Genomic DNA, 21,323 nt, shown 5'->3' with positions numbered 1-21,323 from the left:
TGAAGGGGAACTGACGCTGTCAATATGTGCCTGGCCATCCATCTGGAAAACTGGTATAATTTCCATACAATCCATCTATTATTTAGATATATGCAGCCAAATCCCACGCTGGACCAGCTTCAGATCCTGCTCGCCGTGGCCGAGACCGGGAGCTTCTCGGGTGCCGGCCGCAAGCTCAATCGGGCCCAGTCCGTCATCAGTTACGGCATCGCCAATCTCGAGGCGCAGCTCGGCGTGAAGCTCTTCGAGCGCGAAGGCACGCGCGAACCGCAGCTCACCGAGATGGGCAAGGCGATCCTCGAGGATGCGAGGCGCATGGCGGGCGTCATGCAGCGCATCCGTGCCCGCGTCGAAGGTTTCAATCGCGGACTTGAAAGTGAGGTCGCCGTCGCCATCGATCCGGTGCTGCCGGCGCCGGTGCTGATCCGCACACTGAGAGCTTTCGCGCAAGAATTCCCAACTGTGGGCCTGCGCCTCAATGTCGGCTCGCTCGGATCTATCGTCGATCAGGTGGTGAAAGGGGAGGCGGATATCGGCATCGGCGCCGTTCCGGGAGAGGCGGATGTGCGTCTCATCGAGATCGGGCTCGTCACCATGGTGCCGGTGGCGTCACCTGACCATCCGCTCGCCCGCCTGAAGGGTCCGGTGCCGCTCGAGGATCTGCGCGAGCATACGCAACTCGTCGTCACCGACCCGTCGCAGCGCACGCGTGGACGGGATTTCAGCGTCTTCGCTTTCCGCATCTGGCGACTCACCGACATGCATACGAAGCATCTCATGATCCGGGCCGGCCTCGGCTGGGGTGGCCTGCCGGGCTGGATCATCGCCGAGGATCTGCGTCAGGGCCTTCTGGTCGAGCTCGATCTCGAGCCTTACGGCCAGGTGCAGGGGCCGTTCTTCGCCATGCACCGCACCGACCGCCAGCCGGGGCCAGCCGCTTCCTGGCTGATCGATATATTCAAAAGCAAGCTCGGCTGCTTCAACGAGGCCGCCCCCGACGGCCTCCTGCCGGCCGACCTTGATGGCGACGTCACACGAGATTAGAGGGATATGAAAGACAGGAGATGGGCATGCAATATAGCGGCGGATGCCATTGCGGACGGATCGCCTTCGATTTCGAGACCGATGCGCCGGTTGCTGAAGTCATTGAATGCAACTGTTCACTGTGCGCAAAGCGCGGCCATCTGCTCGCTTTCGTGCAGCGCGACAAGCTCACTTTGAAGACGGCGGAGAAGGATCTCGCCACCTACACCTTCAATACCCATCGCATCCGCCATCATTTCTGCGCGACCTGCGGCGTCGGACCTTTCGGCGAGGGCAGGGCGCCCAATGGCGCCGCCATGGCGTCGATCAATATGCGCTGTGTCGAGGGCTTCGCGCCTGAGCAGGTCACGATCAAGAAATTCGACGGGCGCAGCAAATAGGCGGGTAAATGGACGTTCCGGTTCTGGAGACGCCGCGGCTCAGGCTGCGCGCGCATGTGGTCGGTGATTTTCCCGCCGTCATGGCGATGTGGTCCCAGGATGCGGTCATCCACTATATCAGCGGCAAACCGATGCGGCCGGATGAATGCTGGACCCGGATCCTGCGATATCGCGGCCTGTGGCCGCTGGTCGGCTTCGGCTATTGGGCGGTGGAAGAGAAGGACAGCGGGCGCTTCGTCGGCGATGTCGGCTTCGGCGATTTCCACCGCATGATCGAGCCGCCGATCCATGGTTTTCCGGAGGCAGGCTGGGTGGTCAGCCCTGACTTCCACGGCAAGGGCTATGCGTCTGAAGCCGTGGCGGCGGCGCTCGGCTGGCTCGATGCGGCGGGCAAGGGCCGCAGCGTCTGCATCATCGACCCCGAAAATACGCCGTCTTTACGTATCGCGGCCAAGAACGGTTTCCGCGAATATCAGCGTACAACCTTCATGAGCAGCGAGGTGATCCTGCTCGAAAGGGTTTAGGGGAGCCAAACAGTCACAGGGCTATTCCCCTTCCGCAGCAGCGCCTTTTTGCGTTAGCCTCGCCCTATGTCCAAGCTCTTCCCGCATCTCTACACCCCCTATCAGGTCAAGAAAACCGAATTCCGCAACCGGATCTTCTCGACCGGGCACGACACCTACCTGCCGGAGAACTACCTGCCGTCGGAGGCGCTCACCGCCTATCACCTGGCACGCGCCAGAGGCGGCGCCGGGCTCATCGTGGTGCAGGTCGTCGGCGTGCATGAAACGGCGCGCTACACGGACGATCTCCTGATGGGGACCGAGGACAGCTGCATCAAGCCCTTCGCGAAGATGATCGATGCCATTCACAATGAAGGCACCAAGGTTTTCGTCCAGCTCTTCCATCCGGGCCGCGAATTGCTGGGCCGGCCGGAAGGGGTGGCGCAGGCGGCATTCGCGCCGTCCTTCTCCCCCTCCGAACGCTTCCGGACCGCGCCCCGGCCGATGTCGCTGGCGCTGGTCGAGGAGATCATCGAAGGTTACGGCCAGGTGGCGCGGCGCATGGCGGAAGCGGGAGCCGACGGCGTCGAGATCGTCGGCAGCCACGGCTATCTGCCGGCGCAGTTCCTCAATCCGCGCGTCAACCGCCGCGAGGATCGCTTCGGCGGCACGCTCGAGAACCGCATCCGCTTTGTCAAGGAAGCGGCGCAACGGGCACGCGCTCTGGTGCATGATGATTTCATCATCGGCATGCGGCTGTCCGGCGACGAGCTCGATGTCGACGGGCTGCAGGAGGATGAGACGCTCGCCGCCTGCCGTCTCCTCAAGGACGATCTCGACTATTTCAACGTCATCGCCGGCACCTCGGCCTCGCAAGGCGGCGCCATTCATATCGTTCCGCCGATGCTGATCGAGAATGCCTATGTGGCGCCCTATGCGCGCAAGCTCAAGCAGGCCATCGGCAAGCCGGTCTTCGTGGCGGGGCGCATCAACCAGCCGCATGAGGCGGAGAAGGTGATCGCCGAGGGGGCTGCCGATATGTGCGGCATGACGCGGGCGATGATCTGCGATCCCCAAATGCCCAACAAGGCCAAGGCCAGCGCCACCGATGACATCCGCGCCTGCATCGCCTGCAACCAGGCCTGCATCGGGCATTTCCAGCTCGGTCTGTCGATCTCCTGCATCCAGCATCCCGAGACCGGACGCGAGCTCGCCTATGGCAGCAAACCGAAAGCGGCGATGCGCAAACGCGTGATGGTGGTCGGCGGTGGACCCGGCGGGCTCAAGGCGGCGGCGGTGGCGGCGGAGCGCGGCCACGACGTGACGCTCTATGAGAAGGAGACGCAGCTCGGCGGCCAGGCGCGCTTCGCGCAGTTGCTTCCCGCGCGCGCCGAATTCGGCGGCATCATCACCAATCTGACCCGCGAGGCGGAACGCGCCGGGGCCCGCATTGTCAAAGGCAAGGCGGTGACGCCGGACTTCCTGAAGAGCGAAGCTCCGGATGCGGTCATCCTCGCTTCGGGTTCGCTGCCGCAGCGGCCGCCGGCCGAGATCGGCGACGATGCGCATGTCGTGTTTGCGGTCGACGTGCTCAAAGGCGCCAAGACCGGCGCGCGTGTCGTCATTTATGACTGGCTGTGCGATTGGATCGGCCTCGGCGTCGCCGAGAAGCTCGCCAGCGAAGGGGCCGATGTGCGGCTCGCCGTCAACGGGCTCAATGCCGGCATGGCGATCCAGAACTATACGCGCGATGCGCATCTGGCGCGGCTCCATCGGGCCGGGGTAAAGATCCTGCCGATGATGCGGCTCTATGGCGCCGATGCAACCACCGCCTATTTCGTCCATACGACAGCGCAGGAGCCGGTGGTGCTGGAAGACGTCGACACGATCGTGCTCGCCTGTCCGAACGCGCCCGAGGATTCACTCACCGAGACGGTGCAAAGCTTCGAGCATTATCTCATCGGCGACTGTCTTGCCGCGCGCACCGCGGAAGAAGCTGTCTATGAGGGGCTCAAAGCGGGCATGGCGGTATGAACCTCAACGAGATCAGCCTGCCGACGAAGGATATCAAGGTATCGATCGCCTTCTATCAGACGCTGGGCCTGAGGCTGATCGTCGAGACCGAGATCTATGCGCGCTTCGAAATGCCGGATGGCGAGGCGACGATGTCGCTGCACAGGACGGATGCGAAGCTCGGCGACGAGGGCGTCTATGTCTATTTCGAATGCGTCGATCTCGATGAGCGCGTGAAGGCGCTCAAGGCCCGGGGCATCATCTTCGAGAATGATCCGAAGGTTCAGCGCTGGTTATGGCGCGAAGCATGGCTGAAGGACCCCGCCGGCAATCGCCTATGTCTCTATCGGGCGGGCGAGAACCGCAAGAATCCGCCCTGGCGGATCAAGGGGTAGGCTGATTATAGGAACCGAACTCCTTATAATCTCGCCGTCAGTGCGCGAGGACGACACATGGCCAGTTCTTATCCCGAAATCACCCTGGTGCGGCATGGCGAGACCGAATGGAGCGCCAGCGGCAAGCATACCGGGCGCAGCGACATTCCGCTCAACGCCAAGGGCGAGGATGCCGCGCTCGGGCTCGGCGAAAGGCTGCGCGACAGACGCTTCGCCGCGGTCTGGTCGAGCCCATCCATGCGCGCCCGCCGCACCGCGGAGCTGGCCGGTTTCGGCGCTGTAGCCGAGGTGAAGCCCGATCTCGCCGAATGGGACTACGGCGCCTATGAAGGTCTGAAGACGGCAGAGATCCTCAGCGCGCGTCCCGGCTGGAGCCTGTTCCGTGACGGCTGCCCGGACGGCGAGAGCGTGGCCGCGGCCCAAGCCCGCGCCGACCTCGTGGTGGCGGCGTTGCGCGCGGTCGGCGGCAATGTGCTGGTGTTCTCCTCGGCGCATTTCCTGCGCACCCTTACCGCGCGCTGGCTCGGCCTTGCCGCCGCGGACGGCGCGCTGTTCGTGCTGGAGACGGCAAGCCTATCGGTGCTCGGCTACGAGCATGACATGAGCGAGCCGGTGTTGCGGCGATGGAACGATACCTGAAGTGTTACAACGAGCGCCCCTGACAGGTTAAGGCCTGCGGCGGTGCCTCTCATTTTCCCCCTCTCCCGCGCTTGAGCGGGAGAGGGTGGCCGAAGGCCGGGTGAGGGGTCTTCGATCCAGAATGCCTAGTGCTTGCAGATTCTGCACGTGCGTCACGAACACCCTCATCCGCCCTTCGGCCACCTTCTCCCGCAAGCGGGAGAAGGGGAAAATGCGGGTGGGTCAAGTCACCTGCGGCGCATATGTCCCGAAGCACCAGATGTGGCCTTCCGGGTCCTTGCAGATGAAATCGCGGCTGCCATAGGGCTGGTCCGACAGGCCCATCACGATCTCGGCCCCCGCCGCTGTCGCTGTCGCATGCACGGCATCGGCATCGGGCACGGCGATGTAGATGGCCTGGCTGTTGGCGCCGAGCTCGTTGGGTGGGCGCACCAGTTTGCCCAGCACGCCGTCGTCGCGCTGGCTCGCCATCATCAGGATCGACTTGCCGAAGACCATCTCGGCGTGAACGATCTTGCCGTCATCGCCCGTATAGGCGGCATGCTTCCTGAAGCCAAAAGCGCGTTCGAGCCAGTCGAGCATCTTCGGCGCATCGCGGTAGCAACACACGCCGGCATAGACGATCGGCGTGTCGGTGGTCGGTATCTTGTCCATGATCGTTCTCCATTCAGTGTGAGACGATCATGGACTCCTGCTGCTCTTCCGTCTTGAAGAAATGTGACCAGGATGCTCTTAAGCGAACCACCAGCGATCGGCGGCGCGCCCGCCATCCATATTGAGATTGCCGGCGACCGTGCCCGTCGCGATCTTGTCGGAGGTGGCGTCGATCACCGCCGGGAACAACGGAATGATGGTGCCGCCTTCCTCATTGAGGATGCGCTGCATCTCACCATAGATCTCCTTGCGCTTGGCCTCGTCGAGCTCGGCGCGGCCCTGCTTCATCAGCTCGTCGAAGCGCGCATTGGACCAGAAGCTCTCATTCCACGGCGCGTTGGTGCCATAGGCCAGCGAGAATATCCCATCGGGGGTGGGCCGCGCCCCGAAATAGCTCTTGCAGAAGGGCTTCTTCTGCCAGACATTCGACCAATAGCTGTCCGCCGGTTCCTGGACGATCTCGATGTCGATGCCGGCCTTGGCGGCGCTCTCGCGATAGAGCGAGGCGGTGTCGGAACCGATATCGAGGATGACATTGGAGGCGCTGAGCTGCACGCTGAGCTTGTCGAGACCGGCCTTCTTCAGATGGAAGCGCGTCTTCTCCGGATCGTAGGCGCGCTGGGGAATGTCGGCGGCATAATAAGGGCTCGAGGGCGGGATCGGATGGTCATTGCCGACCACCGCATTGCCGCGCAGAAGCTTGTCGACCAGCTCCTGGCGGTCGAGCGCATATTTCAGCGCCTGGCGCACGTCGTTGTTGTCGAAGGGCGCGACATTGACATGCATCGGCAAGGTCATATGGGCGCCGCTCTGCACCTTGATGACCTTGATGGCCGGGTTGCGCTCGATTAATCCCAAGGTCTTGAGATCGACAAACATCACGGCATCGAGATCGCCGGTCGAGAGCGCATTCATGCGCGCCGTGCTGTCGGAAATGGCGAGGCATTCGACCTCGTCGAAATTGCCATGGCCCTCCTTCCAGTAATTGGCGAAGCGCGTGCCGGTGCAGCGCACGCCCGGATCGAACGCCTTCATCACATAAGGGCCGGTGCCGATGCCGTCGTTGAAATTCGTCGTCCCCGCGGGCACGATCTGGGCGTGATAATCGGCGAGCGCGAAGGGAAAGTCGGCATTCGGCTCCTTGAGCGTGATGATCAGCGTGTCCTTGCCGTCGGCCTTCATGTCGGCGATGCCGTCGAGCGTCGGCTTGATGGAGGACTTCGAGTCGGGCCTTGTGTGAAGGCTCAAGGAGAAGATTACGTCCTCGGGGGTGAGCGACTTGCCATTGTGGAATTCTACGCCCTTGCGCAATTTGAACACCCATTTGCGCGCCTGGTCGGTGCCTTCGAAGCTTTCGGCCAATTCCGGCTTGAGCTTGAGATCGGCGCCGAGCTCGACCAGATTGCTGCGGCTCTGCCAGCTCATCATGCCGGGCGCGATATCGGCGAAGGTCGAGGGATCGAAAGCGTCAGATATGGAAGCGCCGACGATGGCATATCTGAACTTGCCGCCCTGGCGCGACGCCTGCGCGTGTGTCGGCATGCCGTGCAGGAGGCCCGCCGCTGCGAAGGCCGACATGCCGGCCAGAAGCTGGCGGCGGTTCGTCAGGATGCTGTTGGTCATTCTATCCTCCCCAGTTCTATTTTGATTATTCAGGTTCAGTCGGGATTGCGGCGCAATTCATGGCAGGAGCAATGCACGCCGCCGCCGCCCAGCGCGAACATGTCGTAGTCGACGGCGACGACGTCGAAGCCCGCCTCTTTCAGCTGGCGGTTCACATTGACATTGTGGCTCATCGACAGAACACGCTTTCTGCCGAGACTCACCACATTGCCGCCGAGCTTCACACAGTCGGCATAGGAAACCTTGATCACCTCGATCTTGTGCTTCTGCTTGATGTAGTCAAGGCCATAGGGCGGCAGGGCGTCCTCGCAGACCAGCGCCAGTCCCTTTTCCAGCATCACCACCACCGCATCCATATGCACGAATTGCGGCGGGATCGGCACGATGGCCACTTCCCAGGACTTTTCGCGCAGCCAGCCGGCGACCTGTTCGGCGCCTTCCTTGGTCGAGCGGTCGCCCGACCAGCCGAGCAGGGCGACGCCGGGCTTCAGGATGACGAAGTCGCCGCCCTCGAAATGGCCGGCCGTCACCCATTTCCAGATCGGGATGCCGGCGTTGCGGTAGAACTCCGAGGCGACGGCATAATCGCGCCGGCGCGGTGGCGTCTGGATCGAGGTGATCACCGCGCCCCAGGGCGTCATGAAGCTCGAGTCGCGGGTGAAGACGCTGGAGGGCAGGCCCTCATCGGCCTCGGCGAAATGACAGCGCACGCCGGCTTTCTCATAGGCGTCGACCATCAGACGGTGCTGACGCATGGCCTTCTGCTTGTCGAAGCGGTGGCCCATCTGCTCCTGATTGGCGAAGGTCACGGCCGAGATGGAGTTGAGCGGCACCCAGCGGAAAAAATCAGGTTTGCCCAGAAGAACGTCGGTCAGCTCACCGGTCTGCGCCGCGACACCCCAGGGCACCGCACCATTCGATCCGCTCATGCCTTGCATCCCTTTTTGTCCGTTGACGGAGCTATGGTCTCACCCGGGCTTCGCATTGCAAAACGAGAAAACTTCTGCGCTAATGTGAGCTTTGTTCACAGTGGGCCTACCAAGATGCCGCCCTCGATCTCGCGCAACCGACTGCCGCTCAATGCGCTGCGCGCCTTCGAGGCGGCGGCGCGGCATCGCAATCTGGTGCGCGCGGCGGAGGAACTGGCGGTGACCCATGGCGCCATCTCGCATCAGATCCGGGCGCTGGAAGAGCAATTGGCGAGCCCTCTCTTCGACCGTGGCCAGCGGCCGATGGGGCTGACGCCGGCGGGGGCGCAGCTGCTGGCGGCGGTGCACGAGTCCTTCGAGCGCCTGACGCGGGCGGCGAGCGCCATCAAGAGCGGGGAGATCGAAGGTGAGATCACCTTGTCCTGCGTGCCGGGGCTCGCCGCCAATTGGCTGGTGCCGAGGCTCGGTGAATTTCTTTCACTTCATTCCAATGTCGCCGTCCATGTGGTGACCGAATATTGGCGTCATCCCAAGATCGCCGACCGGGCCGATCTGGCGATCGCCTATGGCAGCGCCGAGCATCCCGGCAAACGCGTGGTGCGACTGAGCCATGCCGAGTTCTTTCCGGTCTGCAGCCCCATGCTCAAGCGGCGCAAGCCGGGGCTCAAGGCGCCAAAGGATCTCCTCGATCTCACGCTGCTGCATGAATATAGCGACGAGGCATGGTCGCGCTGGTTCGCCGCCGCGGGTCTCACACCGACGGGCTCGACCCGCGGCGTCTATTTCGACAGCGCGCATCTCTCCCTCGAGGCAGCACGCGCCGGCTATGGCGTGGCGATGGGAGACATGGCGACGGTGCGCGACGATCTCGCGAAGAAGCGCCTCGTGCGGCCCTTCCGACTCTCGGTGCCGGCGGCCTTTCCCTATTATCTGATCGCACCGCCGGAGACGGAGCAGGCGCCGGCGGCACGGGCGCTCGAGCAATGGCTCATTGCAGCGTTCGCGGGTCAGTCAACCCGCTCGATCCTGGCCCCTAAGGCGCGCAAGCGCTCGTCAAGCTTTTCATAGCCGCGATCGATCTGCTCGACATTCTGGATCTCGCTCTGGCCTTCGGCGCAAAGTGCCGCGATGACGAGCGCCATGCCGGCGCGGATATCAGGGCTCGACAGGCGTTGGGCAAAAAGCGGCGAGGGGCCCACCACCACGGCGCGATGCGGGTCGCACAGAATGATGCGGGCGCCCATGGAGATCAGTTTGTCGACCCAGAACAGGCGGCTCTCGAACATCTTTTCATGGATCAGGATGGTGCCGGCGGCCTGGGTCGCAATAACGAGCGCGATCGAGACGAGATCGGCTGGGAAAGCCGGCCACGGGCCGTCATCGATCTTGGTCAAGGCGCCATGCATGTCCTCGCGGATCTCGAGACGGGCGTGGCGCGGAACGTAAATGTCGTTACCGCGCACCTCCCATTCTATTCCGAGCCGTCCGAAGGCAATTGCCGTCATGCGGTGCTCGCGTGGCCGGCAATTGCGGATCAGGAGATCGCCGCCGGTCGCGGCGGCGAGCCCGATGAAGCTGCCGACCTCGAGATAATCGGGGCCAATCTCATGGGTGGCGCCATGCAGAGAAGGGACGCCTTCGACGGTCAGCACATTGGAGCCGACGCCTTCGATGCGCGCCCCCATGGCGATGAGGAGGCGGCACAGGTCCTGGATATGGGGCTCGCTGGCGGCGTTGTGGATATGGGTCGTGCCGGGGGTCAGCACCGCGGCCATGAGGATATTCTCCGTCGCCATCACGCTCATCTCGACGAGGAAGATGTCGGCGGGCTTGAGGCCTTTGGGTGCGGTGAGGCGATAGCTGTCGGGCGAGATCTCGACCTCCGCCCCCATTTCCTGGAAGGCGAGGATATGGGCGTCGAGCGGGCGGCGGCCGATGCGGTCGCCGCCGGGGCGCGGCAGGATAGCGCTGCCGGTGCGGGCGAGGAGCGGACCCGCCAGAAGGAAGGAGGCGCGGATCAGCTGCGACAGCATAAGGTCGGGCGCCGAGTGATGGATGGAGGCGGCCTTGAAGGTGCAGCGGTTGCCGCAGATGCTGCTGACGCTCGCTCCCATCTCCTGCACCAGATTCGCCATCACACGCACATCGGCGATGTCGGGAAGGCGGGTCAGGGTGACCGCTTCGTCAGTGAGAAGGGTGGCGGCGATGGCGGGCAGGGCGGCATTCTTGCTGCCTTTGGGCTCGATCGCCCCCGAGATCGGCTGGCGTCCGTCGATCAGGAAACGGGTCACTGCGGCTCCTTGTTGCGTAAACGGGGTCGAATCAAGAGATTCGGGCGGGAATGGAAGGGTTAGAGCCTATTTTATTGCTCAAGAATACCGGTCTCGGCGCGGTCACGGCGCAACAATTCCTGCGGCGTCAGGCCCGACAGATCCTTGAATTCGCGGGCGAGATGGGCCTGGTCGGCATAGCCCGCCGCATAAGCGAGATCGGCCCAGCCGAGGCGCGGCACCTTATGCGCCAGATCGCGCGCATGCTCGAAACGCAGGATGCGCGCCATGGTCTTCGGCGTGGCGCCGATCTCGGCGCGGAAGAGTTTCGCCAGATGGCGGCGGCTGATGCCGCTCGTCCGCGCGAGGGCGACGATCGAGGCTGTGCCGTGGCTCGCCGTCAAGGCCCGCCACACCTCGCGCACATTGGCGTCAGGCTCGCGCGCGGCGAGAATGCGCCTGGCGATGAAATCATCGAGCAAAGCGAAACGCTCGGGCCAGCCGGGCGCGTCGTGAAGCTCGGCGATGAGGCTGCGGCCTTGCGCACCCAAAAGGTCGTCCAGAGAAACGGTGCGGCTCTCGAGCTCCGACTGCGAGAGACGGAAGAAGCGCCAGGCGCCGAACGGGGTGAAGTTCACTTGCACACAGAAGGCGGCACCGCGCGAGCCGACGATCACCGCCCGCGTATAGACGCCGGCGGTGAAGCTCGTCTGGGTGGCCGGGCTGCGCGGGTCGTCGCGGAAATGGAAGGCCGGGCCGAAATTGATAATCAGCGGCACGAAGCTGCAGGGCAGCTCGCGCCGCCAGATCTCGGAGCCTTGCGTCTCGCGATAACCCGAATAGTCGATGACATAAGATTTGAGCGCTTGATGGGGATGGGTGCGCAACATCTCCCACTGCCCGGCCTCGCCGTCATAGGCGAGGTGGCGGATGACGCGGTCGCCCGATCCGGCCAAGGATGCTGTCATGGCGGCAGTCTGCCATGGGCGGTGATTGACGTCACCACCTGTCCATGCCACCAAATAAGGGGTGGACCAGCTCTATCATTTCGAGTCCAAAACCCATCCACTCGCCCCGCGGCGCGTCTTCTTCCTGCGCCAGGCGCGCAATATTCTGTGGAGCTTGGGCCTCATCATCGTCTGGCTCATCATCGGCATGGCCGGCTATATGGGATTCGAGGGCATGAGCAGTGTCGATGCCTTCGTCAATGCGGCGATGATACTCTCCGGCATGGGGCCGATCGGCACATTGGCGACCAATGCCGGCAAGATCTTCGCCGGCCTCTATGCGATCTTCTCGGGCATCTTCGTCTTCGGCATTGCCGGCCTGGCGCTGCTGCCGGTGTTCCACCGCACGCTGCATCGCTTCCATTTGCAGGCGGAGGCCCAGGCCAGCCGCCCTCGTCCCGCGCCCAAGACGCCTAAGAAGTGACCGCAGCCTCGCGCTTGCGCGCCGGGATGGTCATGGCGGCGACGCCCAGGACCACGCAGACGAGACCGATCCAGGCGGTGTCGCTGAGCTGCTCCCCCAGGAACCAGGCGCCAATGGCGACGCCGATCGGCACCCGCAGATAGGCCTGCGCCGTGGTGCCGACCGAGCCCAGCGTGTGGACCAGGCGGAAGAAAATGCAGAAGGCGAGTGCCGTCGAAAAGACCGCGAGGGCGAGCAGCGCCAGAAGCGAGTCCACCGACGGGGTGAGCGTCCAGGGCTGGTCGACGACTAGGCTCGCCGGGATGAGGATCAGGGCGCCGCAGAGCATCGAGCCGGCCGCCGGCATCATCGGGTCGAGTTCCTTGAAGTTGCGCCCGAAGATGGCGGCGATGGCATAGCTGAAGGTGGCCAGCAGCATGGCGAGCTGCGACAGGAGCTCGCGGCCGAGACCGTTCAGGGCCTCGACGCCGATGATCAGGCAGATGCCGGCGAGGCCGGCGAGGACGCCGAGGAATTTGCGCCACCCGGCCGGCTCGTGTCGTGTGATGGCGATGGTGATGAGGAAGGTGAAGATCGGCGTGGTGGAATTGAGGATGGCGGCGAGGCCGGCATCGATGGTGAGCTCGGCCCAGGCGATGAGAGTGAAGGGCATGACGCTGTTGATGGTCGCCTGGATGGCGAAGCGCCGCCAGGTCGCCTTGTCGCGCGGCAGGCTGAGACCCCTGAGCCGCAGCACCGCGAGAAGGATGAGCGCGGCGATAAGGGTGCGCGCCGCGATGAAGGTGATAGGCGGAATGGTGGCGACGCCGATCTTGATGAAGGTGTAGGACGCACCCCAGAGAGTGGCGAGCAAGGCCAGGAGCAAAAGCTCAGGGGTCAGGGAGCGGGAAGCGGTCATGGCGGTCATCCTAACTTTTGCGATGGCCGCGATCTGTGACATGGGTCACGCGCCCTTGTCGCCCGCGAATGCTTCGGCCGCGGCCGTAGCATTTGCAGGCGACCGGCAAGGTGCCAGAGCGTATAGTCGGCCCATGAGCAATTTCGTTTCCGGCAACAGCCTGGCCGAAGTGGCGGCCCTCATCGGCGATCCGGCGCGCGCCAATATCCTGCAGGCACTCGCCGACGGCCGGGCCCTGACGGCGGGCGAGCTCGCCTGGCATGCCGGGGTGAGCGCCCAGACGACGAGCGGACATCTCGCCAAGCTGACCGAGGCTCAGCTCATCGCGCTCGAGAAGCAGGGAAGGCACCGCTATTTCCGCCTGGCCTCGCCCGAGGTCGCCGAGGCGATGGAAGCGCTGATGCTCGTCGCCGCCAACGGCCCGAAGCGCCACCGGCCGGTCGGGCCCAAGGACCAGGCGCTCCGGACGGCGCGCACCTGTTATGACCATCTCGCCGGATGGCTCGCCGTTTCCATGGCCGACAGTCTGAGCGCCCGCCGGCTCATCGTGCTCTCCGACGGGGCTGCCGCGGTCACCGAGGAGGGGCATCGCTTCTTCAGCGATTTCGGCCTGGCGCTCGATGACCCCAAGAGCTCGCGCCCGCTTTGCCGCACCTGCCTTGATTGGAGCGAGCGGCGCTCGCATCTGGCGGGACGGCTGGGGGCGGCGCTCTGCCAGCACTGCCTCGATCTTGGCTGGATAAAACGCGGCCGCGACAGTCGCGCCGTCACCTTCACACCGAAGGGCGTCGAGGGTTTCCGCACGACCTTCGGCATTACGTTGCCTTAGCCTGGCGCAGCGGCTAAAGCGGCCTTCGACTTACATTCGAAGGAGTTCCAAGTGACTGCCGCCCAGACCCGCAAGCTCGTCCAGACCTATTATGCCGCCTTCAATAGCCAGGATGTCGAGGGCATGCTCGCCTGCCTCGCCACCGGCTTCGTCCATGAGGTGAGCCAGGGCGAGCGCCGCAAGGGCAAGCCGCTGTTCAAGGAATTCCTCCTTCACATGAACAAGAGCTACAAGGAGACGCTCTCCAATATTGTCGTCATGACCGACACCACGGGCGCAAGGGCCGCGGCCGAGTTCGATCTCAAGGGCAAGTATCTCGCCACCGATGCGGGTCTGCCCAAGGCCAAGGGCCAGACCTACAAATTGCGCGTCGGCGCCTTCTTCGAGATCAAGAACGGCAAGATCGCGCGCGTCTCGACGCATTACAATCTCAAGGACTGGACGCAGCAAGTGCTGGGAAAGTGAATTTGAGAGAATGATTCAGGCGATTGCCGCAAGTCATTGAAACAGAGTCGGAAAATGGCCCTGTGGATTGACATGAAGTCGTAACGGAATCGTCATCCCAGCTCCATCTGCGCCAGCAAGTTTGCAAGTCCCAAGGCCAGCAAACCCAGGAGGCGCAGATGACCCGCCACGATCGCGACCATATCCGTTCCAAATCCGGCTCGCCCAATTTCCGGAGCGTGCTCAGGGAGCGCCTGTCGCGCCGCGACATGCTGAGGGGCGGCGCCGCGCTTACGGCGGCCTCCGCTATCGTGCCGGGCTTCACCGGCTCGATCTTCGGCGGCGAGGCGATGGCGGGTGGCACGCAGTCATCGCTTACCTTCACCGAACTCAAGCGGGTCTATGACCAGACCCATCACGTGGCACCGGGCTACACAGCGCAAGTGCTACTGCGCTGGGGCGACAAGCTGGCGGCGGACGCAACCGACTTCGACCCCACCCAGCAGTCGGGCACGGTACAGGCCCGCCAGTTCGGCTACAATAACGACTTCGTCGGCTATCTGCCGCTGCCCTTCGCCTCGGCCTCATCGGAGCGCGGACTGCTCTGCGTCAATCACGAATATCCCAATCCGCATATCATGGTCCCGGGTTTCATCGCCAAGGACGACGAGACGCTCGGCAAGGCGATGACGGCGGAACTGGTCGAGATCTGCAAGTCGGCCATGGGCCACAGCGTGGCCGAGATCGAGAAGAAGGACGGCAAGTGGTCGCTGGTCGCCAATTCGCCGCTCAACCGGCGCATCACGGCCGAAACCGAGATGACGATCTCAGGACCGGCCGCCGGCCACGCCCAGCTCAAGACCTCCGCCGATCCGACCGGCACCAAGGTCAAGGGGACGATGGCCAATTGCGGCGGCGGCTACACGCCCTGGGGCACGATCCTCACCTGCGAGGAATTCGCCTATGAGTTCTTCGGCGGCGATGCGGCCAAGACGCCCAACAAGGAGATCATGGAGCGGATCGGCTATGAGCCGGCCGACTATTACGGCTTCGCCCGCTTCGACGACCGCTTCAATGTCGAAAAGGAACCCAATGAGGTGAATCGCTTCCAATGGGTGGTCGAGATCGACCCCTATGAGGCGGGCTCGGTGCCGGTGAAGCGGACGGCCCTCGGCCGCATGGGCCATGAGGGCGCGACCGTCGTCGTCAACAAGGATGGCCGCGTCGTCGTCTATATGGGCGATGACGACCACCAGGAATATCTCTATCGCTTCGTCTCCGCCAAGGCCTTCAATCCGAATGACCGCAAAGCCAATATCGGCCTTCTCGACGAGGGCGAACTGTCAGTCGCCAAATTCGATGCCGACGGCACGCTCACCTGGCTGCCGCTCGTCCATGGCCAGGGCCCGCTCACGCCGGAAAACGGCTTTGCCGATCAGGGCGAAGTGCTGATCAAGACGCAACTCGCCGCGGACAAGCTCGGCGCCACCGGCATGGACCGGCCGGAGGATTTCGAAACCAACCCGATTTCGGGCCGCGTCTATGCGGTGCTTACCAAGTCGGCCAAGCGCAAGCCGGACAAGGTTGATGCCGCCAATCCGCGGCCTGAAAACAAATGGGGCCATATCATCGAGATGATCCCGCCGGGCGATGGCAAGGACGCCGACCACACGGCGGCCCGGTACAAATGGGACATCCTCATTCTGTGCGGCGATCCCTCGAAGCGGGAAACCGGCGCCAAATTCCATCCGGAGACGACGGCCGACGGTTTCTTCATGACGCCCGACAATATCGCCTTCGATCCCAAGGGCCGCCTGTTCGTGGCGACCGACGGCATGAACGACTTCGACCTCGCCGACGGCATCTTCGCCGTCGACACGGACGGCCCGGCGCGCGCGTTGCCCAAAGCGCTGTTCTGCTGTCCGACCGATGCCGAAGCGACGGGTCCGGCCTTCACGCCCGACGGCACCACGATGTTCGTGTCGGTGCAGCATCCGGCGGAAGGCTCGGAGACGATCGAGAAGCTCACCACGCGCTGGCCCGACTTCAACGACAAGATGCCGCCCCGGCCTTCGGTCATGGCGATCACCCGCGACGGCGGCGGGCCGATCGGTGGCTGATCCTCGCAAAATGATTCAAGTGACCGGCTCAAGTCATTGAAATCAGATTCGAAACGGAAATGTCCGAAAGGTGACATCGGCCTGTCGTGAAAGCAGGCGATGATGCCCGGGACTTCAAGAGAGCCCTCGTTTCGCGGCAGGTTTGCGTAGCGACTGCGGAATGAGGGGCAGGATTGCAGAGCGTCGCCTGACCAGAGCGACGCTTTGCTTTTTTGGCGCATCGGCTTTGTCCGAAAAGTCTGCAACTTTTCGGGCCGATGCGGTGCTTGCAGCACCCGCACTTTTGCTTTAGCTCGCCACCTGAGATGAGCGGGATCACCACGGAAATACTGACGGGCGCCAGGCTCGAAAAGGGGCTTGACGCGGTGGTAGGTCTGCGGATCGAGGTTTTCCGCGCCTTTCCCTATCTCTATGAAGGCTCGCTCGACTATGAGCGGCGCTATCTCACCAAGCTGGCGGCGGCACCTGGGGCGGTGATCGTCGTGGCGCGGGACGGCAAGCGGATCGTCGGCGCCTCGACTGGTCTGCCGCTCGCCAACGAGCATGACGAGTTCAAGGCGCCTTTCCTCGCCCAAGGCTTCGACATCGCGACCATCTTCTATTGCGCCGAATCCGTGCTTTCCGCCGAATATCGGGGGCGGGGCCTCGGGCACGCCTTTTTCGATTCCCGCGAGGCGCAGGCGCGCAAACTGGGGCACAGCCGCTCGACCTTCTGCGCCGTCGTGCGAGCAGAGGACGATCCGCGCCGGCCGGCCGACTATCGCCCGCTCGACGGGTTCTGGACAAAAAGGCAATACCATCCTGTAAAGGGACTGGTTACGGCCTATCGCTGGACCGAGATCGGTGCCGAGACCGAGAGCGAGCAGACACTGCAATTCTGGATGAGGGATCTATGAGCCGAAGCCTGACGATCGCTGCCGCGCAATATCCGCTCGATGCCCTGGGCTCCTTCGCCGAATACGAAGCCAAGATCACGCGCTGGGTCGAAGATGCCGTTGGGCAGGGCGCCGAGCTCCTCGTCTTCCCGGAATATGCCGCGATGGAGCTGGTGGCACTGGAAGGCCCGGAAGCGGGCCATGACCTCAAGCGCTCGATCGATGCCGTCTCGATGCGCCTGCCCGAAGCCGACCGCGTCCATGCGCGGCTCGCGCGCCTTCATGGCGTTGCGATCGTCGCGGCGAGCGCGCCCGAGCGCCAAAGCGACGGCTCGACCCTCAATGTGGCACGCATCTTCGGTCCCTCGGGGGCCATGGGCCGTTATGCCAAGCTAATGATGACGCCCTGGGAGCGCGATCCGTGGAAGATCGCGGCCGGGCGCCAGCTCACCGTCTTCGATATCGGACCCGCCAGAGTGGGTCTCGTCATCTGCTACGACATCGAGTTCCCGCTCCTGTCGCGGGCCCTCGCGGAAGCGGGTGCCGAGGTCATCCTGGCGCCTTCCAACACCGAAACCGAGCATGGCTACTGGCGGGTGCGCACCGGCGCCATGGCGCGCGCCCTCGAAAACCAGGTCTATACCGTCCATTCGCCCACCGTCGGGCCGGCGCCCTTCTGCAGCGCGGTCGAGAACAATTGCGGGTCGGCCGGCATCTTCGCGCCGTCGGATCAAGGTTTTCCACCGGGCGGCGTCATCGCGCTGGGCGAACTCAACAGGCCGCAGTGGGTCACCGCCAAGGTCGATCTCGATCTTCTGAAGAAGGTGCGCGAGACGGGGGGCGTGCAGACCTATCGGCATTGGGGCGAGCAGCCGGGCGCCGGCGCCTTGCCGCGCGCCGGTCTTGTCGATCTTTCAGCCAAGGTGGCGGAGGCAGCTGAATGACGATCAACTTTCCGCAAAGGCTGCTCGAGGGTTATGCCAGCTTCCGCGCCGGACGCTATGCGTCCGAGGCCGAGCGCTACCGGCGGCTCGGCGAAGGCCAGCAGAGGCCGACCATCATGATGATCGCCTGCTGCGACTCGCGCGCGGCACCCGAGACGATCTTCGATGCGGGACCGGGCGAGATCTTCGTCGTGCGCAATGTCGCCAATCTGGTGCCGCCCTACGCGCCGGACGGGCGGCATCATTCGACGAGTGCGGCGCTCGAATTCGCGGTGCTGCAGCTGGGCGTCCAGCATATCGTCATTATGGGTCATGGCCGCTGCGGCGGCATCAGGGCGATCACCGAGCCGGGCGATCCGTTGAGCACCGGCGACTTCATCGGCAAGTGGCTGGCCAGTGTGCGCGACGTAGTGGCGACCGTAGATGACGAGAAGCTCAGCGCGGCGCAAAGGCTGACGCTGGTCGAGCAGGCTTCCGTCGAGCATTCGCTCGCCAATCTGCGCACTTTTCCGTGGGTGCGGGCGCGCGAGGGCAAGGAGCAGATCACGCTACATGGCGCCTGGTTCGACATCTCACTGGGCGAGCTCAATGTCTATGACGAGACTGTGCGGCGCTGGACGGTGGTGTAGGATGATCCTCGAACATGCGCTGCTCGAGGTGAAGCCGGGTCTCGATGACGAGTTCGAGCAGGCGATGCGCGACGCGCTGCCGCTGATCCAGGCGACGCCCGGCTTCATCAGGCTCAGCGTCAGGCCGTGCCTCGAGAGCCGGGGCAAATATCTTCTGCTCGTCGAGTGGGAAACGCTCGAAGCCCATACGGAGGGGTTCCGCGGTTCGGAGCGCTATGCCGAGTGGAAGCGACGGCTGCATCATTTCTATTCGCCGTTCCCGCTCGTCGAGCATTATGGCAAGGCGGTCGCTCAAGCGTGATGGCTTTAGAACGAGTCGCCATCGCGCTTTATCTTTTGGTTGCGCATGATCTTTTCGGAAAACCGCTTCGCACTTTTCCGGATCATGCTCCAGGTGTAATGCGTCATGCGGCGGGCAGCGCCGGCTTGCGTATCACATGGCCGGCGAGACGTCCCTCGAGCCTGGCGGCATAAAGCGACAGGGGCCAGCACAAGGCGAAATAGATCACCGAGACCGTGCCGAACACCATCACCGGCTGAAAGGTGACGGTGTTGACCTGTGTCGCGGCGCGTGCGAGCTCGGTGAGCCCGATCAGCGAGGCGACCGACGTTGTCTTCACGATCTGCGCCATGAAGCCGACGGTGGGCGGCAGCATGAGCCGCATCGCCTGCGGAATGATCACCAGCCGCAAGGTGCGCAGGAAACGAAAGCCGAGAGTTGCCGAAGCTTCCCACTGGCCCTTGGGGATGGCGGTGATCGCGCCACGAAATATCTCGCCGAAGAAGGCCCCGGCATTGAGACAGAAGGTGAGCGCGGCGGCGAACCATGGATCGGGCCGGAACCCTAGGAGCGAGGCGCCGTAATAGGCCATGAACAGCTGGATCAATATCGGCGTGCCCATGAAGAACTGGATGTAGCCCAGGGCCAGCCAGCGCAGCGGCCGCGCCGGCGCGATGCGGGCCGCGGCGATGACGAGACCGAGAGCACCACCACCTACGAAGGCGATCAGCGCGAGCATGATGGTCCAGCGCGTCGCGAGAAGCAGGAACATCAGTTCGTTGGGGCCGAAATCGCGCAGGCTCATGATGATTTCCAGCGGAACAAAAGGCGGGCGATGCCGGCGAAGACGAGGCTCGCCAGCTGAACGAGGGCGAAATAGATCACGGCGATGAGGATGTAGACCTCGAAACTGCGGAATGTCTGCATGACAAGGTTGTTGGCAATCGCCGTCAGTTCCTCGGCGGCAATGGCGCCGACGATCGAGGTGCCGAGCAGCTGGAGGATGAATTGCGCGGTCAGTGCGGGATAGACGGCGCGGACTGCCGGCGCCAGCACGACATGGCGAATGATGCGGTAAGGACCGAGGCCCAATGCCTTGGCCGCCTCGATCTGGCCTTGCGATATGGAGGCGATGCCGGCGCGCAGGATCTCGGTCGCATAGGCGCCCAGATGAATGGAGAGCGCCACGATGGCCGCCATGTTGCTCGAAAGCTTGAGCCCGAAGAGCGGCAGCGAGAAGAAGACGAAATAGAGCTGGATGAGCAAAGGCGTGTTGCGGATGATCTCGACATACGCGCCGACGAGCCAGGACAGCGGGCGCGGGCCGAAGCTGCGCGCGACGGCGCCCAATACGCCGATGACAGTGCCGAACAGGATGGAGAGGACGGCGAGTTGAAATGTATAGGCAAGGCCCAGGAGCAAGAGGTCGAAATGCGCCAGGATCGGGCCGAACTGCAGGGTGCTTTGCATGGACATGCCTCGAAAGATAGGAGAAGCGGGGCGCTATCGGCCCCGCTTCATGAGGAGAATCAGAACACCGGCAAAGCGGGCAGTGGCTGATTGCGGTATTTCATCGACATGGCCTCGAGCGTGCCGTCGGTCTTCATGCTGAATAGCCAAGTATTCACCCACTGGCGCAGATTGTCGTTGCCCTTGGCGACGCCGATGCCGAAATAGAAGGTCTTGAGGATGTATTTCTGCTCGAAGTCGTCGCCCTTCTCGCTCTTCTTCAGATAGATCTCGCCGTAATCGCCGCCGCCCATGGCGTCGATCTGGCCGGAGACCATCGCCTGCAGCAATGAGGAGTAATCGTCGAAGCGCAGGATCTCGATGCCGGGATTGGCCTTGGCCGCGGCGGTCAGGAGTCCGTCCTCACCGGTGCCGCGGGTCAGCCCGATCTTCTTGCCGACGAGATCGGCGTGGCCCTTGATAACGGTGCTCTTGGGCGCGATCACCACCGCCGATTGTCCGGCATAGGGGATCGAATAGTCGATCTGGATGGCGCGCGCCGGCGTGATCGAGAAGATCGAGATCACCGCGTCGACCTGTTTGGTCAAGAGCGCGGGAATGCGGCCGGGGGACGTGACGGTTACGAATTCGACGGGAACGCCGAGCGCTTCGCCCATCTTGTTGGCGACCTCGATGTCGAAACCCGTCGGCTTCAGTTCCGCGTCCAGAAATCCGTAGGGTGGCGTGGTGGTATCGATGGCGACAATGAGCTTGCCCCGGGCGATGATCTCATCGACGGTCTGCGCCGAAGCCATTGTGCCCAGCCCAAAAGCCATGACGATCATGAGCCCCGAGGCCATCAGCCATTTCAGCAATATCCGCATGTTTTCCTCCCATGCATCGAATGCGCCATTGTTGAGCGTCAGCGTGCGGGCGCAGGTCACCCGTTGACGCGTCATGTCCAGCCTCGCGGG

At 63.6% G+C, this 21,323-nt stretch carries 24 protein-coding genes; 15 read left to right on the top strand and 9 right to left on the bottom strand.

Translation table 11 applies throughout. The annotated features are described in order from the left end of the window. Window positions 1-90 precede the first annotated feature (90 nt). From G5V57_RS00470 to G5V57_RS00445, 6 genes are all read left to right on the top strand, one after another. Window positions 91-1,044: a LysR family transcriptional regulator gene (locus G5V57_RS00470; protein WP_165165623.1), complete on the top strand. Its 954-nt coding sequence runs from the start codon at window positions 91-93 to the stop codon at window positions 1,042-1,044. Window positions 1,045-1,070: 26 nt separating this feature from the next. Beyond that, on the top strand, window positions 1,071-1,424 hold the full coding sequence (locus G5V57_RS00465; RefSeq protein WP_165165621.1) for a GFA family protein: 354 nt from the start codon (window positions 1,071-1,073) through the stop codon (window positions 1,422-1,424). An 8-nt stretch (window positions 1,425-1,432) separates the two neighbouring features. Then, on the top strand, window positions 1,433-1,948 hold the full coding sequence (locus G5V57_RS00460; protein WP_165165619.1) for a GNAT family N-acetyltransferase: 516 nt from the start codon (window positions 1,433-1,435) through the stop codon (window positions 1,946-1,948). Window positions 1,949-2,014: 66 nt separating this feature from the next. Next, window positions 2,015-3,961 carry an FAD-dependent oxidoreductase gene (locus tag G5V57_RS00455; RefSeq protein ID WP_165165617.1) on the top strand — a complete coding sequence of 649 codons (1,947 nt, stop codon included), beginning with the start codon at window positions 2,015-2,017 and terminating at the stop codon, window positions 3,959-3,961. Continuing rightward, window positions 3,958-4,335 carry a VOC family protein gene (locus G5V57_RS00450; protein ID WP_165165615.1) on the top strand — a complete coding sequence of 126 codons (378 nt, stop codon included), beginning with the start codon at window positions 3,958-3,960 and terminating at the stop codon, window positions 4,333-4,335. Before G5V57_RS00455 ends, G5V57_RS00450 begins: the two co-directional genes overlap by 4 nt. 57 nt (window positions 4,336-4,392) lie before the next feature. Continuing rightward, entirely contained in the window at window positions 4,393-4,974 is a 582-nt protein-coding gene (locus G5V57_RS00445; RefSeq protein ID WP_165165613.1) for a histidine phosphatase family protein, read from the top strand. A gap of 222 nt (window positions 4,975-5,196) precedes the next feature. Here G5V57_RS00445 and G5V57_RS00440 read toward each other — a convergent pair whose 3' ends face one another. The 3 genes from G5V57_RS00440 to G5V57_RS00430 all read right to left on the bottom strand — a co-directional run bounded on the left by G5V57_RS00440 (window position 5,197) and on the right by G5V57_RS00430 (window position 8,180). Beyond that, window positions 5,197-5,628, bottom strand: a complete 432-nt coding sequence (locus G5V57_RS00440; protein WP_165165611.1) for a VOC family protein — start codon at window positions 5,626-5,628, stop codon at window positions 5,197-5,199. A 78-nt stretch (window positions 5,629-5,706) separates the two neighbouring features. After that, window positions 5,707-7,251 (bottom strand): ABC transporter substrate-binding protein, encoded by a 1,545-nt coding sequence (locus G5V57_RS00435; protein ID WP_165165609.1) that lies wholly within the window; start codon window positions 7,249-7,251, stop codon window positions 5,707-5,709. 35 nt (window positions 7,252-7,286) lie between these two features. After that, window positions 7,287-8,180, bottom strand: a complete 894-nt coding sequence (locus G5V57_RS00430) for a dimethylarginine dimethylaminohydrolase family protein (RefSeq protein ID WP_165165607.1) — start codon at window positions 8,178-8,180, stop codon at window positions 7,287-7,289. Window positions 8,181-8,294: 114 nt separating this feature from the next. On the opposite strand from G5V57_RS00430, the gene G5V57_RS00425 reads away from it, so the two are divergent. Then, window positions 8,295-9,248 (top strand): LysR substrate-binding domain-containing protein, encoded by a 954-nt coding sequence (locus G5V57_RS00425; RefSeq protein ID WP_165165605.1) that lies wholly within the window; start codon window positions 8,295-8,297, stop codon window positions 9,246-9,248. Here G5V57_RS00425 and murA read toward each other — a convergent pair. Continuing rightward, window positions 9,188-10,471: a UDP-N-acetylglucosamine 1-carboxyvinyltransferase gene (gene murA, locus G5V57_RS00420; protein WP_165165603.1), complete on the bottom strand. Its 1,284-nt coding sequence runs from the start codon at window positions 10,469-10,471 to the stop codon at window positions 9,188-9,190. The two genes, G5V57_RS00425 and murA, sit on opposite strands and share 61 nt — an antisense overlap. Before the next feature lie 71 nt (window positions 10,472-10,542). After that, window positions 10,543-11,418, bottom strand: a complete 876-nt coding sequence (locus G5V57_RS00415) for a helix-turn-helix domain-containing protein (RefSeq protein ID WP_165165601.1) — start codon at window positions 11,416-11,418, stop codon at window positions 10,543-10,545. Between the two features lie 61 nt (window positions 11,419-11,479). On the opposite strand from G5V57_RS00415, the gene G5V57_RS00410 reads away from it, so the two are divergent. Next, entirely contained in the window at window positions 11,480-11,881 is a 402-nt protein-coding gene (locus G5V57_RS00410; protein WP_165165599.1) for a hypothetical protein, read from the top strand. Here G5V57_RS00410 and G5V57_RS00405 read toward each other — a convergent pair. Then, window positions 11,871-12,779, bottom strand: a complete 909-nt coding sequence (locus G5V57_RS00405; protein WP_165165597.1) for a DMT family transporter — start codon at window positions 12,777-12,779, stop codon at window positions 11,871-11,873. The genes G5V57_RS00410 and G5V57_RS00405 overlap by 11 nt on opposite strands. Before the next feature lie 133 nt (window positions 12,780-12,912). Here G5V57_RS00405 and G5V57_RS00400 point away from each other — a divergent pair, with 133 nt between their 5' ends. From G5V57_RS00400 to G5V57_RS00370, 7 genes are all read left to right on the top strand, one after another. After that, complete coding sequence (locus G5V57_RS00400) at window positions 12,913-13,608, top strand: helix-turn-helix transcriptional regulator (RefSeq protein WP_165165595.1); 696 nt, start codon at window positions 12,913-12,915, stop codon at window positions 13,606-13,608. A 51-nt stretch (window positions 13,609-13,659) separates the two neighbouring features. Continuing rightward, the gene (locus tag G5V57_RS00395; protein WP_165165593.1) at window positions 13,660-14,073 is read left to right on the top strand and encodes a ketosteroid isomerase-related protein; all 414 of its coding nucleotides are present in this window, start codon (window positions 13,660-13,662) and stop codon (window positions 14,071-14,073) included. Between the two features lie 158 nt (window positions 14,074-14,231). Beyond that, the gene (locus G5V57_RS00390; protein ID WP_165165591.1) at window positions 14,232-16,172 is read left to right on the top strand and encodes a PhoX family phosphatase; all 1,941 of its coding nucleotides are present in this window, start codon (window positions 14,232-14,234) and stop codon (window positions 16,170-16,172) included. A gap of 305 nt (window positions 16,173-16,477) precedes the next feature. Next, window positions 16,478-17,068 (top strand): GNAT family N-acetyltransferase, encoded by a 591-nt coding sequence (locus G5V57_RS00385; RefSeq protein ID WP_165165589.1) that lies wholly within the window; start codon window positions 16,478-16,480, stop codon window positions 17,066-17,068. Beyond that, a complete protein-coding gene (locus G5V57_RS00380) occupies window positions 17,065-17,991 on the top strand; it encodes a carbon-nitrogen hydrolase family protein (RefSeq protein WP_206530157.1) in 927 nt (308 codons plus the stop codon). Before G5V57_RS00385 ends, G5V57_RS00380 begins: the two co-directional genes overlap by 4 nt. Then, window positions 17,988-18,620 (top strand): carbonic anhydrase, encoded by a 633-nt coding sequence (locus G5V57_RS00375; RefSeq protein WP_165165587.1) that lies wholly within the window; start codon window positions 17,988-17,990, stop codon window positions 18,618-18,620. Before G5V57_RS00380 ends, G5V57_RS00375 begins: the two co-directional genes overlap by 4 nt. 1 nt (window position 18,621) lies before the next feature. After that, the gene (locus G5V57_RS00370) at window positions 18,622-18,921 is read left to right on the top strand and encodes an antibiotic biosynthesis monooxygenase (protein WP_165165585.1); all 300 of its coding nucleotides are present in this window, start codon (window positions 18,622-18,624) and stop codon (window positions 18,919-18,921) included. Window positions 18,922-19,024: 103 nt separating this feature from the next. On the opposite strand, the gene G5V57_RS00365 is transcribed toward G5V57_RS00370, so the two are convergent. The 3 genes from G5V57_RS00365 to G5V57_RS00355 are packed head-to-tail and all read right to left on the bottom strand — an operon-like array spanning window position 19,025 to window position 21,308. After that, window positions 19,025-19,705, bottom strand: coding sequence for an amino acid ABC transporter permease (locus G5V57_RS00365; RefSeq protein WP_206530156.1), 681 nt, complete (start codon window positions 19,703-19,705; stop codon window positions 19,025-19,027). Continuing rightward, window positions 19,702-20,370 (bottom strand): amino acid ABC transporter permease, encoded by a 669-nt coding sequence (locus G5V57_RS00360; protein WP_165165583.1) that lies wholly within the window; start codon window positions 20,368-20,370, stop codon window positions 19,702-19,704. Before G5V57_RS00360 ends, G5V57_RS00365 begins: the two co-directional genes overlap by 4 nt. 59 nt (window positions 20,371-20,429) lie before the next feature. Beyond that, window positions 20,430-21,308, bottom strand: coding sequence for a transporter substrate-binding domain-containing protein (locus tag G5V57_RS00355; protein WP_246737477.1), 879 nt, complete (start codon window positions 21,306-21,308; stop codon window positions 20,430-20,432). Window positions 21,309-21,323: the final 15 nt, after the last annotated feature.

The organism is Nordella sp. HKS 07 (assembly GCF_011046735.1).
In the GTDB taxonomy this organism is placed as follows: Bacteria; Pseudomonadota; Alphaproteobacteria; order Rhizobiales; family Aestuariivirgaceae; genus Taklimakanibacter.
Note: the sequence above shows the minus strand (reverse complement) of the source record. Positions and strands in the feature narration are given on the sequence as shown.